The organism is Embleya sp. NPDC050154, from assembly GCF_044460165.1.
Lineage (GTDB): Bacteria > Actinomycetota > Actinomycetes > Streptomycetales > Streptomycetaceae > Embleya.
Genome location: NZ_JBITJP010000027.1, coordinates 14972 through 29812, shown reverse-complemented (window position 1 = coordinate 29812; position 14841 = coordinate 14972). Strand labels below are relative to the sequence as shown.

The following is a 14841-nucleotide window of genomic DNA, read 5'->3' as shown; positions in this document are numbered from 1 at the left end:
AACATGATCCGATTAAAGCAGACACACACCCCGCAATGGAAATGTCATCCCACCGGGGCACCTGCGACCGAAGCCGACGAAGCCCCGGTGGCCATGGATTCCATGGTCACCGGGGCTTCCGGGTGTCGCGAGGGTTTGCTCAGGCCGCGAGGACGGCCGTCTTGCGCAGGTAGACCAGGCTCAGCCGGGGGCTGATCTTCTCGACCCGGCCGGAGACGTACCCCAGCCGCTCGTACAGCCGCAGGTTGTTCTCGCTGCGGTGGCCGGTGAACAGCTCGTACTCGGCCGCGTCGGCCAGTTTCTCCTCGATCGCGCGCAGCAGCCGGGTACCGAGCATGTGCCGCTGCAACCGGGGGTGCACGACCAGCTTGCCGATCCGGGCCACGCCGTCCTCGATGGTGCCGCGCACCGAACCGACGACCTCATCGCCCAGTCGCGCCACCAGGACGGTGTGCGTCTCGAACTCGGCGCGCAGACTCTCCAGGCTCTGCGTCAGCGGCTCGATGCCGTAGTCGTTGTACAGGGCTGCTTCGCCCTGGTAACAGAGGTACTGAAGCTTGAGGATCTGCTCGGCGTCGGATACGTCCGCCGTGCCGATGCCTACGTTCTGCCCCATCGGATTGCTCCCCTGATCGCCCTGATCACCGTGCGGATGTGTGTGCCGCAGCGTCATGTCACAGTGCCTCCGCGAAGGGGGAGGGTTGTCCCCTTCTCGAACACTCGCCTGGACCCTGCATTCGTCACTGTTCCACACGGCTTTTCCCGGACTTCTACCCGGCCCTCACCTACGCGCAATCCGCCGTTCAGGCAACCGCTTCGGGAAAGTCCGCCCGTTCGGGCGATCGGGGATCGGCCCCGCTACAGGCCGGTGACCCGGCGCACGACTCCCTCCTTGATCGCCCGCACCGTCGAGAACGGCTCGGTGACCCGGTGCACGAGCAGGGTCAGGTGCGCGTCGGCGCCCACCACGTACCGCGACCTGGGCGATGTGGTGGTGGCGGCCTCGACGATCGTGGCGGCCACCGTCCCCGGCTCGCTCCACAGCGGCTTCATGATCGAGAAGCCCAGGTCCATGCGCCGGAAGGCGGTCGCGAACGGGCCGCCCCGGTGCCGCTCGACGGCCTCGGCCATCGTGTCGGTGACGCCGCTGCGGAAGCCGCCGGGCGAGACCACCACGACGTCGACCCCGACGCCGGCCACCTCCACCCGCAGCGCGTCGGAGACCGCCTCCATCGCGTGTTTCCCGGCCTGGTACCAGCCCAGCAGCGGATAGCTGATCTGCCCGGCGAGCGAGGAGACCTGCACCACCCGGCCCCAGCCGCGCTCGCGCATGTGCGGGATGGCCATGCGGGCCAACCGCATCGGGCCGAACAGCGCGGTCTCCATCTGGTGCCGGGCGTCCTCTTCCGACACGTCGAGCACCGGCGCGAACGAGGTGCCACCCGCGTTGTTGACCAGGATGTCCGGGCGCACGTCCTCGATCACGTCCTTGCCGGCGGCCGCGTCGGTGATGTCCAGGAGCACGGTGCGCACCTCGACCCCGGCCTCGGCCGCCGCCTCGGCGACCGCCTGCGCCTTCGCCGCGGAACGCACCGTGCCGACCGTGCGTACGCCCGCCTCGGCCAGCGCCAGCACCGTGGCCAGTCCCAATCCCGAGTTGGCGCCGGTGACCAGTGCCGTTCTGCTCACGCGCGACCCGCCTCGACGCCGGCGGTACGCGACTTCGCCGGTTCGCGGCGCGCCGCGGTCTTGCCGGCGGGCTTGGCCGCCGCGCTCATGCTCGCGCCCTTGCCGCCGCTCTTGCCCGCGCCCGCACCGGACTTGCGGGCCGGCTGGCCGCGCCTGGGCCCGGGCACCTTGATCGCGGCCGCGACCTCCGGCACGGATTCCCCTTTTCCCGACCCGACTTCGCCCGGCACGGGCATCGCGCGAGCCGGGGGCGTCGAGCCCGCCTCGGCCGCCTCGCTCACCATCTCGATCCCCTCGGCCGCCTCCGCCGACACCGACTCCGGCCGCGGCTCCCGCTCCGGGTCGGCGGGCACATCGTGCACCACCGGCGCCGGCGCGACCTCGTCGGCGGCCTTCAGCAGCAGGTTGAGCTGCTCGACGATGCTGTCGGCCAACGCGAACGGATCCGGCAGCGCCTCCTTGTCCGCCAGCACGCCGATGTCGATCTGGTCGTGGTAGCTCATGCCACCGATGAACAATCCGAAGCCGTCGGCGATGATGCCCATCGAATGGAATGCCTCCACCTTCTGACCGTGGGCGTACAGGGGCACGCGCGGACCGGGCACGTTCGACACGGTGACGTTGCACAACGCGGGCAGTACGGACGCCAGTCGCGCGTCGCGGTAGAGGCCGCCGAGCAGACCGAGCACGGCCGGCGGCGGCGCCTCGGCGAGCCCGGTGAGCAACTCGCCGCCCATCGCGCTCTGTACGGCCTTGGCCGCGTTGGAGTTCTCGTGGATGCACAACAGCCGCTCGGCGGGCTCGGCTACGTCGGTGGCCAATCCCACGAGCATCCCGCTGATCATGTTGCCGCCCGCGCGCTCACCGCCTCGCGTGGCGTCCACGGGCACCGTGGCGACCAACTCCCGCTCGGGCAACTCCCCCAGGCCGTCCAGCTGTTCGCGCAGCGCGCCGGCCACGATCGCGAGCACCACGTCGTTGACCTTGACCCCGAACGCGTTCTTGACCAGCTTGACGTCGGACAGCGACACGGTGCAGAAGCCGTACGAACGCCGATTGCCGATCGGATCGTTGTAGCGGGTGCGCGGCACATTCAGCGGCAGCGCCTGTCCCAGTCGCCCGGTCAGCGCGGCCTGCACGACGCCCTGCCCCAGCCGCCCGAGTTGCCGGCCCACCCGGGCCGGCGTCCCGGCCAGCGAGAGCGCGCTCTCGCGCACCGCCTCCCATCCCTGCGGCGGTTCGACCACCTCGCCCGGCGCGAACGCCGGGACGCCCTCGGCCTCGGCCGAGGCGTTGGGGTCCGCGTCGAAGAAGATCTCCTGCATGGCGGCACCGGAACGGCCGTCGATGCACGCGTGGTGCACCTTCCACAGGTGCGCGACCCGCCCGTTCTCCAGGCCGTCGACGATCCACCAGTCCCACAGCGGCCGGTCCCGGGGCAACCGGTGCCGGTAGATCTCCTCGGCCATGGCGGTGAGTTCGCGCCGACCGCCCGGGGCCTCGAGGGTGGCCCGGTGCAGATGGTTCTCGAGCTCGAAGTCGGGGTCCTCGACCCAGTGCGGCCGGGCCAGCCCCCACGGGCCCTGAACCAGTTTGCGACCGAGCAGCGGCAACCGGGGCAGCCGTGCGGCCAGCGTGCGCTTGAAGGCGTCGCGATCGACGCGACCCCCGGTGTCGGAGGCGTCGACGATGGTCAGGCAGACCACGTGCGCCGGCCACTCCCGCGACTCCAGGGCCAGGAAAGCCGAATCCAGACCGGAGAGCTTCACCAGGTGTTCCTCCTCCCGATGCCCGACGAGGTCAGGGCATCCTCGATGAAGCGGCGCGCCTCCCGGTTCCACATGGCTCCGATGTGCGAGCCGCGGTACCAGCAGACGGATGGTTCCTCCCAGTGCTTCCAGAGCCGATACGCCTGCTGCGGCGTGGCCATGCGATCGGCCAGGCCGGCATAGACGAAGCGGCGGTCCAACGGCACCCGGGGCGTCACCGCCAGCGGCGAGACCACGCGGTGCACCGTCTCGGCCTCGTCGCCGAGCAGGCCCGCCGCGCGCACCTCGCGCTTGATGTCCTCGGGTGCGTGGTGCGACATCACCCACGCCATGTCGACCGAGGGGACGCCGACGATGACGCAGTCCAGGTCCTCCAGACCCGCGAGCAGGGCGGCCACGTACGCGCCCAGCGAGAGCCCGTGCACCGCGATCGGGGTGTCCCCCTGCCGGCGGATCCAGTCCAGGCAGCGGCGCACGTCCCACACGGCCTGTCCCAGACCGTGCACGTTGCCGAGGTAGTCGAACGAGATGAACGGCGTGTCCTGGGCGCGCGCGCTCTTGCGCGGCCCGTGCATCGGCAACACCGGGTGGATCACGTTGACGCCCAGTTCGCGGTGCAGCCGCTGGGAGCGGAACGCGGCCAGGTCGCCCGGGCGCCCCATGCCGAAACCGTGCAGGTTCACCAGCCACGGCCGCGGCTTGCCCGGGTGGCGCAGCACGTACGCCCACACCCGCTGATTCGCGCCGGCCGCCTGCCAGCGGGTGGCGCCCGGAACGCCGGCCCAGGGCACGTACTCGCTGTCGAAGGCCAGTTGTTCGTACCCGATGGTGCCGTAGAGCCTGCCCCGCACCACCGGATCGACCAGCTCCGGCGGCTCGGGATGGAACAGGGTCGGGTCGTCCAGATAGGTCTCGGCGCGGAACTTGTGCACGGCGTCGGCGATCTCCTCGCGGATGCGCGAGGCGTCCCCGGGATCCGGCGACAGGCGCCCGTTCGCCAGCAGCGCGACCACCAGCTCGTCCAGGAAGGCCGCGGAGACCAGTCCCGGCGTGGGAAAGACGGTCGGCATGTCGGGATAGCGGCGGCGCTCGGCGCGCAACGAGCGGACGTACGAGCGCAGCCCGAACCCCACGGACCTGGGCACGCTGAGCAGCAGCCCGCCGATCGGCAGATCCGAGAGCATGGAGACGGACTTCTCACCCTCGGAACGTATTCGGCGCAGGTGATCGAGCATGTGTTCCCTCCCCTCGATCACGGCCGACCCTAGTACCAGACGCACGGAGCGAACACGGTGAATCGCTTTTGGTAACGGCGAATTCACATATGGGACTGGAACCTCGACTTCCGCTCACACACGCGCAACCGACCCGAAACCGGACCCGGCGCGGCGCCCGGACACGCCGAAGGCCCGCATCCTCCCCCCGGGGGATGCGGGCCCATCGTCTCAGCTGAATCCGTGCGGCGTGCGGTGTTGTTACGTGCCGGCCCACTTGCGTTGGCCGGCCAAGTCCGCCCGAACGTCCGCGAGTTGCTCGGCGACCCGGACCGGAGCGGTACCGCCGCGGCCGTCCCGCGAGGCCACCGAACCCTGCACGGTCAGCACCGCGCGCACGTCCGGGGTCAACTCCGGCGAGATCTCCGCGAGTTGATCATCCGTCAGGTCCCACAGCTCGAGCCCGCGCGGCTCGCAGTACTTCACGCAGGCCCCGGCCACCTCGTGCGCGACCCGGAACGGCGTGCCCTCGCGGACCAGCCACTCGGCGATGTCGGTCGCCAGCGAGAATCCGGCCGGCGCCAACTCCTCGAGCCGCTCGCGGTGGAAGGTGAGCGTGGCGATCATGCCGGTGAACGCCGGGAGCAGCACCTCGAGCGTGTCGCACGAGTCGAAGACCGGCTCCTTGTCCTCCTGGAGGTCGCGGTTGTAGGCCAGCGGCAGCGCCTTCAGGGTCGCCATCAACCCGGTCAGGTTGCCGATCAACCGACCCGACTTGCCGCGCGCGAGCTCGGCGATGTCCGGGTTCTTCTTCTGCGGCATGATCGAGGACCCGGTGGAGAAGGCGTCGTCCAGCGTCACGAAGGAGAACTCCTTCGTGTTCCAGATGATGATCTCCTCGGCCAGCCGGGACAGGTTCACCCCCAGCATCGCGGTGACGAAGGCGAACTCGGCCGCGAAGTCGCGCGAGGCGGTGCCGTCGATCGAGTTCGCCGCCGACGCGGAGAACCCGAGGTCGCGGGCCACCGACTCGGGGCTGAGCCCGAGCGAGGAGCCCGCCAGCGCGCCGGATCCGTACGCCGACACGTCCGCGCGCCGGTCCCAGTCGCGCAGCCGGTCCGCGTCCCGGGCGAACGCCTGCACATGCGCGAGCAGATGGTGCGCGAGCAGCACCGGCTGGGCGTGCTGGAGGTGGGTACGGCCCGGCATGACCACGTCCGGGTGCGCGGCGGCCTGCTCGACCAGCGCCTCCTGGAGGTCGGCCAGCAGCCGACCCAGGATCCGCGCGTGGTCACGCAGGTACATCCGGCCCAGGGTCGCGATCTGGTCGTTGCGCGAGCGGCCCGCGCGCAGCTTGCCGCCCAGGTCGGGGCCGAGGATCTCGAGCAGGCCGCGCTCCAGCGCGGTGTGCACGTCCTCGTCCGCGATGGTGGCGACCAGGTCACCGGACTCGACGTTCTCGGCCAGCGTGTCCAGGCCGGCCAGCATGCGGATCAGCTCGTCGTCGGTGAGCAGCCCGGCCGCGTGCAGCACCCGGGCGTGCGCCCGGGAGCCGGCGATGTCGTACGGCGCGAGCCGCCAGTCGAAGTGCACGCTGGCGGAGAGCAGGGCGAGGGCCTCGGAGGGGCCGCCGGAGAAGCGGCCGCCCCACAGGCTCACCCGATCGGGATTGTTGTTGGTCACGACTGATCGTTGTCCCGTCGTGCGGCGATCTTGCTGGACAGACCGAACAGCTCGATGAAGCCCTTGGCCTGCGACTGGTCGAACGTGTCGCCGGTGTCGTAGGTGGCCAGGTTGAAGTCGTAGAGCGACTGGTCGCTGCGCCGACCGGTGACCACGGCCCGACCGCCGTGCAGGGTCATCCGGATGTCGCCGGATACGTGCCGGTTGGCCTCGGCGATGAAGCCGTCCAAGGCCCGCTTGAGCGGGGAGAACCACAGGCCGTCGTAGACCAGCTCGGCCCAGCGCTGCTCGACGGTCCGCTTGTAGCGGGCCAGTTCGCGCTCGACGGTGACGTTCTCCAGCTCCTGGTGCGCGGTGATCAGCGCGATCGCGCCCGGGGCCTCGTAGACCTCGCGGCTCTTGATGCCCACGAGCCGGTCCTCGACCATGTCGATCCGGCCGACGCCCTGGGTGCCGGCCCGCCGGTTCAGCTCCTCGATCGCCTGGAGCACGGTGACCGCGCGGCCGTCGATGGCGACCGGCACGCCGCGCTCGAAGGTGATCACGACCTCGTCCGCGTCCCGCGGGTCGGCCGGGTTCTGGGTGTACTCGTACACGTCCTCGATCGGCGCGTTCCAGATGTCCTCCAGGAAGCCGGTCTCCACGGCCCGCCCGAAGACGTTCTGGTCGATCGAGTACGGCGACTTCTTGGTGGTGGCGATCGGCAGGTTCTTCGCCTCGGCGAACGCGATCGCCTTGTCCCGGGTCATCGCGTAGTCGCGGACCGGGGCGATGCACTTCAGCTCGGGCGCGAGCGAGGCGATGCCGACCTCGAAGCGGACCTGGTCGTTGCCCTTGCCGGTGCAGCCGTGCGCGACCGTGGTGGCGCCGTGCTTCCTCGCGGCGGCGACCAGGTGCTTGACGATCACCGGGCGCGAGAGCGAGGAGACCAGCGGGTAGCGGTCCATGTAGAGGGCGTTGGCCTGGATCGCGGGCAGGCAGTAGCCCTCGGCGAACTCGTCGCGGGCGTCCGCGACCTCGGCCTCGACCGCGCCGCAGGCCAGCGCCCGCTTGCGGATGATGTCCAGGTCCTCGCCGTTCTGGCCGACGTCGACGGCCACCGCGATGACCTCGGCGCCGGTCTCCTCGGCGATCCACTGGATACACACGGAGGTATCGAGACCTCCGGAGTAGGCGAGTACGACGCGCTCGGTCACGAGCGTTCTCCTTGAAAAGAGTGGTTCGGCAGATGTGGTGCGGTGTTGCCGGAGCCGAGCGCTCTAGCAGGGTGCGGAACTGTCCAGCAGGATGCGGAAGTGTGTGTGGTCCGGGCCCCGGGGCCTCCCCGGGCCCGGGCCTAGGACTTGTTCTCGGCGAGTGCCAGGAGGTGGGCGGCCAGGGCCGCGCCGCCCTCGGGGTCCCGCGAGACCATGAGGATGGTGTCGTCGCCGGCGATGGTGCCCAGGATCAGCCGGGACTCGGCGTGGTCCATGGCCGAGGCCAGGAACTGGGCCGCCCCGGGCGGTGTGCGCACCACCACGAGGTTGCCCGAGGCCTCCGCCGACACCAGCAGTTCACCGGCCAGGCGCGAGAGCCGTCCCTCGACCGCGGACTCCTCGAGCGGCGCCCGGGGGGTGCGGTCGCCGCCCTCCGCCGGTACGGCGTAGATGAGCGATCCCTCGCCGTCGCGGATCTTGACCGCGCCCAGCTCGTCCAGGTCCCGGGAGAGCGTGGCCTGGGTGACCGCGAGGCCGTCCTCGGCGAGCAGCCGGGCGAGTTGGTTCTGCGACCGGACCCGGTGCCGGGTCAGGATGTCGACGATCCGCCGGTGACGGGCGATCCGGGTGCTGGGCACCGCGTACCCACCCTCGACCGGGGTCGCGTCACTGCTCTGCTCGCTGCTCATGGGACGACCTCGCCTAGCCTGCGACTCGTCGTCGTCGGATGTTCGTCACGGTGTTCCTCCGGCGGGTGCGGCGGCGAGGCCGGCATCCAGGATTGCGGGCAGGGCTCCGAGCAGCGCGTCCACGTCCGCGTCGTCGACGACGAGCGGCGGGGCGAGCCTGACCCGGGTGGGCACGGCGGCGTTGACGAGGAAACCCGCGTCCTGCGCCGCCTTTTGTACGGCAGGGGCCACCGGTGCGGTGAGCACGATACCGATCAACAGGCCCGCTCCGCTGACCTGATCGACCAGCGGATGGGCGATCTTTTCGATGCCCGCCCGAAGCTGCTCGCCCAGCCGCGCCGAGCGCGCGCACAGGCCCTCGTTCTCGATGGTCTCCAGGACCGCGAGCGCCGCGGCGCAGCACACCGGGTTGCCGCCGAACGTGGTGCCGTGCTGGCCCGGCCGGAACAGCTCGGCGGCCTCGCCGAAGGCCACGCACGCGCCGATCGGCAGCCCGCCGCCCAGGCCCTTGGCCAGCGTGACCACGTCCGGCTCGATGCCCAACGGCTGGTGCGCGAACCACGCGCCGGTGCGGGCTATGCCGGTCTGGATCTCGTCCAGGATCAGCAGCGCGCCGTGCGCGGCGGTGATCTCCCGGGCCGCGAGCAGGTAGCCCTCGCCGGGCATGACCACGCCGTTCTCGCCCTGGATCGGCTCCAGGATCACCGCGGCCGTCTGCGGGCCGACCGCGGCCCGCAGTGCCTCGACGTCGCCGTAGGGCACGAAGTCGACACCGCCGGGCAGCGGCGCGAACGGCTCGCGCTTGGCGGGCTGGCCGGTCAGTGCGAGCGCGCCCATGGTGCGGCCGTGGAAGCCGCCCTCGGCCGCGATGATCTGCGGCCGGCCGGTGCGCCTGGCCAGCTTGAACGCCGCCTCGTTGGCCTCGGCGCCCGAGTTGCCGAAGTAGACCCGGCCGGGGCGGCCGAACAGGGCCAGCAGCCGCTCGGCGAGCGCGACCGGCGGCTCGGCGATGTAGAGGTTGGACACGTGGCCCAACCGGCCCAGTTGCGCGGTGACCGCGGCGGTGATCGCCGGATGCGCGTGGCCGAGCGAGTTGACCGCGATGCCGCCGAGGAAGTCGACGTAGGTGTTGCCGGCGCTGTCCACGACACGGGCCCCGGACCCGCCGACCAGCTCGACCGCGGGCGTGCCGTAGTTGTTCATCAGCGACTGGTTCCACCGCCGCGTCAGTGCACCGCTCTCGATGTCGGTCACGCCGCCCCCTCCGTCCGGTCCTGGCCCTGTCCGGCGAGCACGCCGGGCTTTTCCCGGGCCGGGACCACCATGGTCCCGATGCCCTCGTCGGTGAACACTTCCAACAGCAGCGAGTGCGCGACCCGCCCGTCCAGGACGTGTGCGGCGGGCACGCCGGCCTGCACGGCCCGCAGGCACGCCTCCATCTTGGGCAGCATGCCGGTGGACAGCGTCGGCAGCAGAGCCGCCAACTCCTCGGCGTCCAGGCTCGATATCACCTCGTCGCTGGTGGGCCAGTTTGCGTACAGCCCCTCGACGTCGGTGAGCACGACCAGCTTCTCCGCGCCCAGCGCCACCGCGAGCGCCGAGGCCGCGGTGTCCGCGTTGACGTTGTAGACGTGTCCGTCGGTGCCGCGCGCGATCGAGGAGATCACCGGGATCCGGTTGTCCTGGAGCAGGGCGTTGATCGCGCCGGGGTCGACCTCGACGATGTCGCCGACCAGGCCGATGTCGACCGGCTCGCCGTCCACGATCGCGTGCCGCTTGACGGCGGTCATCGTGTGCGCGTCCTCGCCGGTCATCCCGACCGCGAACGGGCCGTGCCCGTTGATCAGGCCCACGATCTCGCGCTGCACCTGGCCGGCGAGCACCATCCGCACCACGTCCATCGCCTCGGGCGTGGTCACCCGCAGGCCGCCCGCGAACGAGGATTCGATGCCGAGCCGGTCGAGTTGCGCGCTGATCTGCGGGCCGCCGCCGTGCACGACGACCGGGCGCAGCCCGGCGAAGCGCAGGAACACCAGGTCCTGGGCGAACGCCTGCTTGAGCGCGTCGTCCACCATGGCGTTGCCGCCGAACTTGATCACCACGGTCTTGCCGTAGAAGCGCTCCAGCCACGGCAACGCCTCGATCAGCGTGTGTGCCTTGGCCAGTGCCGCGTTGTTGCGCCCCTGTTTGCCGGCCGATTCCGTCCGCATCCCGCTCCCCCTCGTCTGGCTGTCCGTACCGGTCATGACGAGTAGGCCGAGTTCTCGTGGACGTAGTCGGCCGTGAGGTCGTTGGTCCATACGGTCACGGCGGCGTCGCCCGCGTTCAGGTCGGCCACGATGTGCGTCTCGCGCGGGCTCATGTCGACCAGTTCGCGGTCCTCGCCCACGAAGCCGTCCCGGCACACCCACACCCCGTTGAACGCGACGTCGAGCCGGTCGGGGTCGAAGGTGGCGGCGGTGGTGCCGATCGCGGCCAACACCCGACCCCAGTTGGCGTCCTCGCCGTGCACCGCGCACTTGAAGAGGTTGTTCCGGGCGATCGAGCGGGCCACCTCGAGCGCGTCGGCCTCGGTCGCGGCGCCGGTGACGTCGATCCGGATGTCCTTGCTCGCGCCCTCGGCGTCGCCGATCAGCTGTCGGGCCAGGTCGCCGCAGACCGTGCGCACCGCCTCGGCGAACGCGGCGGGGTCGGGCTCGACCCCGCTGGCGCCGGAGGCCATCAGCAGCACGGTGTCGTTGGTGGACATGCAGCCGTCGGAGTCGATCCGGTCGAACGTGGTGTGCGTGGCGCCGCGCAGCACCGCGTCCGCCGTCTCGGCGTCGACGGCCGCGTCGGTGGTGAGCACGACGAGCATCGTGGCCAGCCCCGGGGCGAGCATGCCCGCGCCCTTGGCCATCCCGCCGACCGTCCACCCGGCGGGGTCGGTGACCACGGACTGCTTGTGCACGCTGTCCGTGGTCTTGATCGCGATCGCCGCGTCCTCGCCGCCGGTCGCGCTCAGCGCCGCGGCGGCCTTGTCCACGCCCGGCAGCAGCTTGTCCATCGGCAGTTGCAGGCCGATCAGGCCGGTGGAGGCCACCACGATCTCGCCCGCGTTGAGCCCGAGCAGCTCGGCCACGCGCTCTGCGGTGGCGTGCGTGTTGCGAAAGCCCTCGGCGCCGGTGCACGCGTTGGCGCCGCCGGAGTTGAGCACGACCGCCTGCACCTGGCCGGCCTTGACCACCTGCTCCGACCACACCACCGGTGCGGCCTTGACCCGGTTCGAGGTGAACACGGCGGCGCCCGCGATCGAGGGGCCGTCGTTGACCACGAGTGCCACGTCGGGCAGGCCCGTGGTCTTGAGGCCCGCGGCCACGCCCGAGGCCCGGAAGCCCTTTGCTGCGGTGACGCTCACGGCGCTACTCCCGTCTTGCTCAGTCCCAGGTCCTCGGCCAGGCCGAGGGCGATGTTGGTGCTCTGGATGGCGCCGCCGGCGGTGCCCTTGGCGAGATTGTCGATCGCGCCGACCACGACCACCCGGCCGGCCCGCTCGTCGACGGCGACCTGCAACACGGCGGTGTTCGCTCCGTAGACCATCGCGGTCGCGGGCCACTGCCCCTCGGCCAGCAGATGTACGAAGGGCTCGTCGGCGTAGGCCGCGGCGTACGCGGCGCGCACCGCCTCGGCGCTCACCCCGGGCTTCAGCCGGGCGGTGCAGGTGGCCAGGATGCCGCGCGACATGGGCACCAGGGTCGGCGTGAAGGACACCGTGACGTCCGCGTCGGTGACCGCGCGCAGGCCCTGGACGATCTCCGGGGTGTGCCGGTGCACGCCGCCGACGCCGTACGCGCTCGCGGAGCCCATCACCTCGCTGCCCAGCAGGTGCGTCTTGGGCGCCTTGCCCGCGCCCGAGGTGCCGGAGGCGGCCACCACGACCCAGTCGGGTTCGACCAGCCCGGCGGCCTGCGCGGGCACCGTGCACAGCAGCGACACGGTCGGGTAGCAGCCGGGCACCGCGATCCGCCGGGTGTTCGCCAGCGCCGCCCGGCCGCCCGGCAGCTCGGGCAGTCCGTACGGCCATGTCCCGGCATGGGAGGATCCGTAGAATTGCTCCCAGTCCGTCGCCTCCCGCAGGCGGTAGTCCGCGCCGCAGTCCACCACGAGCACGTCCGCACCCAGTTGCGCGGCCAGCGCGCCGGACTGTCCGTGCGGCAGGGCCAGGAAAACCACATCGTGACCGGCGAGGTTGTCTGCGGTGGTCTCGGCGAGCACGCGGTCGGCCAGCGGCAACAGGTGAGGCTGCAGCTCGCCCAGGCGTCGGCCCGCGTTGGACCCCGCCGTGAGCGTGCCGATCTCGATCTCCGGATGTGCGAGCAGCAGGCGCAGGATTTCCCCGCCCGCGTATCCGCTCGCTCCGGCCAGTGCCGCCTTGGCCCCCATTACCGCCTCCTTGTGAGGAGCATGACTATACGTATCAATGAATCTCTATGCAAGTACGTTGGGTGACCGCCCGTCCGGGGCCCGCTCCGGGCAACCATGCCGCGCCCGCCCTCCACCCCAATAGGGCGCAGGGCCGGTGCGTTAGGATCAGCCGACTTCGGATACGCGCCCCCCAGCGGGCAGTCGACCGCCGGCGGGACGGCAGCGACACGCAGCAGACGGCGGGCGCCCCCGCCCAGGAAACGAACGAGACCACGTGACCCCTCCCCCCGGCACCTCCGGGCCCGCCGGCGCCTCGCGCGCCGCGGGCACGGACCTACAGTCCCCGACCGGTGAACCGCCGCCGGAGCCCGAATCGGGCACCGCGGACACGCCCGACGGCCCCACGGGCCGGACCTCGGCCGATCGTCGGACCGGCCGCGTCCCACTGCCGGACCTGCTCGCGCTGGGGCTGCCGACACTGGTGTTCGCGATCATGGGCTGGCACCAGCGGTGGATCACCGACGACGGCCTGATCTTCACCCGCGCGGTCCGCGAGATCCTGGCCGGCAACGGCCCCGTCTACAGCGCCGGCGAACGGGTCGAGACCTCCACCAGCACGCTGTGGCAATGGCTGCTCGCGCTCCTCGGCGGGATCACCCCCTTCGACTACGCGCCCACCGCCGTCTACACCGGCCTGATCCTGGCCGTCGCCGGACTGTGGCTGTCCCTGGACGGCACCCGCCGGCTCTTCCGCGGCATGGCCGTCACCCGCCTGCTGCTGCCCGCCGGCGTACTGGTCTTCATCGCCATCCCCTCCGTGTGGGACTTCGCCACCGCCGGCATGGAGACCGGACTGATCCTGTTCTGGATCGGCCTGTCCTGGTGGCTGCTGATCGGCACCTGGCTGCGCCCGGTCGGCACCCATACCACCCGCCGCACGCTCGCGCTCTCCCTCTGGTTCGGCCTGGGCCCCCTGGTCCGCCCGGACCTGGGCCTGACCATGATCGTCCTGCTCACCGCCCAGTTCCTGCTCGTTCGGGCCCGCTGGCCCAAGGCGTTGGCGATGCTGGCCTGCGCCGGCTTCCTGCCCGCCGCGTACGAGATCTTCCGCCTGGGCTACTACGGCCTGATCTTCCCGATGCCCGCGCTCACCAAAGAGGCGTCGGGATCCCTGTGGGGCCGGGGTTGGGACTACCTGACCGACTACATGCGGCCGTACCACCTGTGGATCCCGATGATCCTGATCCTGGTCGCGGTCGCGGTCGCGCTCACCCGCCGCCGCCCCGCCGACCGGCGCACCTGGATCGTGATCGCCACCCCACTGGTCGCGGCGCTCGGCCAGACCGTCTACGTGCTCAAGGTCGGCGGCGACTTCATGCACGGCCGGATGTGGCTGCCGGTGCTGCTGCTCGTCCTGCTCCCGCTCCTGCTCGCCCCACTGGACCGCCTGCTGACGCCGGTCGTCGTGCTGCTCGCGGTGTGGGCCGTGGTCTGCGGCACCACCCTGCGCTCGGGCGTGATCACCACACCCGCCCCCAGCGGCGACGGCAACCAGGTCTGGAACGAACGCGACACCTACGCGGCCTGGACCCGGACCGACAACCCCACCACCGAGGCAGCGCACATCCGCACGCTGCCGACCATCGAAGAGGCCTTCCGTAACGAAAAGGCCGGTGGCGAACGTTTGTTGTTCGTGGACCCGAACTATATGAAGATCCCGCCGCTGCCGCTGCGCCGCGACCTGCCCTACGACAAGGGCCTGGTCATCGGCCGGCTCGGCGTGGGCGGCTCGATCACCCCGCTCGGCGGCATCGTGGTCGACGTGTGGGGCCTGTCCAACACGGTCGGCGCGCACATCACCGAGACCCGGCACGTCGCCGCGGGCCACAAGAAGCTGCTGCCGTTCGCCTGGAACGTCGCACTGTACGTCGACCCCTCGGGCGACGCGCTGGTCCCGGAGACGGCGGCGCCCGCCGCGGAGATCCGGGCCGCCCGGGCCGCGCTGCGCTGTGGCGACCTCAAGGAACTGGTCGAATCGGTCACCGAACCGATGTCCGCGTCGCGCTTCTGGAAGAACCTGACCGGCGCCGCCGACCGGACCAACCTGCGGATCCCGGCCAACCCGATCCTGGCGGAGAAGAAATTCTGCTCGCCCTCCTGAGCCCGCCATCGGCCCGGCAGGCGATCATCAGTGGTT

General features: G+C 71.3%; 12 protein-coding genes. 1 reads left to right on the top strand and 11 read right to left on the bottom strand.

Annotated elements, in window-relative coordinates:
* Positions 1–139: 139 nt before the first annotated feature.
* The 11 genes from ACIBSV_RS40135 to argC form a co-directional block, all read right to left on the bottom strand.
* Positions 140–616 (bottom strand): GNAT family N-acetyltransferase, encoded by a 477-nt coding sequence (locus ACIBSV_RS40135; RefSeq protein ID WP_395872134.1) that lies wholly within the window; start codon positions 614–616, stop codon positions 140–142.
* 242 nt (positions 617–858) lie between these two features.
* Complete coding sequence (locus tag ACIBSV_RS40130) at positions 859–1689, bottom strand: SDR family NAD(P)-dependent oxidoreductase (RefSeq protein WP_395872132.1); 831 nt, start codon at positions 1687–1689, stop codon at positions 859–861.
* Entirely contained in the window at positions 1686–3458 is a 1773-nt protein-coding gene (locus ACIBSV_RS40125; protein WP_395872130.1) for a wax ester/triacylglycerol synthase family O-acyltransferase, read from the bottom strand. Before ACIBSV_RS40125 ends, ACIBSV_RS40130 begins: the two co-directional genes overlap by 4 nt.
* Positions 3455–4693: an alpha/beta hydrolase family protein gene (locus ACIBSV_RS40120; protein WP_395872128.1), complete on the bottom strand. Its 1239-nt coding sequence runs from the start codon at positions 4691–4693 to the stop codon at positions 3455–3457. The genes ACIBSV_RS40125 and ACIBSV_RS40120 overlap by 4 nt, the downstream gene beginning before the upstream one ends.
* A gap of 240 nt (positions 4694–4933) precedes the next feature.
* The gene (gene argH / locus ACIBSV_RS40115) at positions 4934–6355 is read right to left on the bottom strand and encodes an argininosuccinate lyase (RefSeq protein ID WP_395872126.1); all 1422 of its coding nucleotides are present in this window, start codon (positions 6353–6355) and stop codon (positions 4934–4936) included.
* A complete protein-coding gene (locus ACIBSV_RS40110; RefSeq protein WP_395872124.1) occupies positions 6352–7551 on the bottom strand; it encodes an argininosuccinate synthase in 1200 nt (399 codons plus the stop codon). The genes argH and ACIBSV_RS40110 overlap by 4 nt, the downstream gene beginning before the upstream one ends.
* A gap of 140 nt (positions 7552–7691) precedes the next feature.
* Entirely contained in the window at positions 7692–8240 is a 549-nt protein-coding gene (locus tag ACIBSV_RS40105) for an arginine repressor (protein WP_395872122.1), read from the bottom strand.
* A 45-nt stretch (positions 8241–8285) separates the two neighbouring features.
* Positions 8286–9485 carry an acetylornithine transaminase gene (locus ACIBSV_RS40100; protein ID WP_395872304.1) on the bottom strand — a complete coding sequence of 400 codons (1200 nt, stop codon included), beginning with the start codon at positions 9483–9485 and terminating at the stop codon, positions 8286–8288.
* A 5-nt stretch (positions 9486–9490) separates the two neighbouring features.
* Positions 9491–10450: an acetylglutamate kinase gene (gene argB / locus ACIBSV_RS40095; protein WP_395872120.1), complete on the bottom strand. Its 960-nt coding sequence runs from the start codon at positions 10448–10450 to the stop codon at positions 9491–9493.
* 32 nt (positions 10451–10482) lie between these two features.
* Complete coding sequence (gene argJ / locus ACIBSV_RS40090; protein ID WP_395872118.1) at positions 10483–11637, bottom strand: bifunctional glutamate N-acetyltransferase/amino-acid acetyltransferase ArgJ; 1155 nt, start codon at positions 11635–11637, stop codon at positions 10483–10485.
* Positions 11634–12662 carry an N-acetyl-gamma-glutamyl-phosphate reductase gene (gene argC, locus ACIBSV_RS40085; protein WP_395872116.1) on the bottom strand — a complete coding sequence of 343 codons (1029 nt, stop codon included), beginning with the start codon at positions 12660–12662 and terminating at the stop codon, positions 11634–11636. Before argC ends, argJ begins: the two co-directional genes overlap by 4 nt.
* Before the next feature lie 256 nt (positions 12663–12918).
* On the opposite strand from argC, the gene ACIBSV_RS40080 reads away from it, so the two are divergent.
* A complete protein-coding gene (locus ACIBSV_RS40080) occupies positions 12919–14805 on the top strand; it encodes a hypothetical protein (protein WP_395872114.1) in 1887 nt (628 codons plus the stop codon).
* Positions 14806–14841: the final 36 nt, after the last annotated feature.

What these genes read in the sequence shown, in the direction of transcription:
- ACIBSV_RS40135 (WP_395872134.1), bottom strand. Translation starts at nt 616, where the DNA reads ATGGGGCAGAACGTAGGCATCGGCACGGCGGACGTATCCGACGCCGAG.
- ACIBSV_RS40120 (WP_395872128.1), bottom strand. Translation starts at nt 4,693, where the DNA reads ATGCTCGATCACCTGCGCCGAATACGTTCCGAGGGTGAGAAGTCCGTC.
- ACIBSV_RS40105 (WP_395872122.1), bottom strand. Translation starts at nt 8,240, where the DNA reads ATGAGCAGCGAGCAGAGCAGTGACGCGACCCCGGTCGAGGGTGGGTAC.
- argB (WP_395872120.1), bottom strand. Translation starts at nt 10,450, where the DNA reads ATGCGGACGGAATCGGCCGGCAAACAGGGGCGCAACAACGCGGCACTG.
- argC (WP_395872116.1), bottom strand. Translation starts at nt 12,662, where the DNA reads ATGGGGGCCAAGGCGGCACTGGCCGGAGCGAGCGGATACGCGGGCGGG.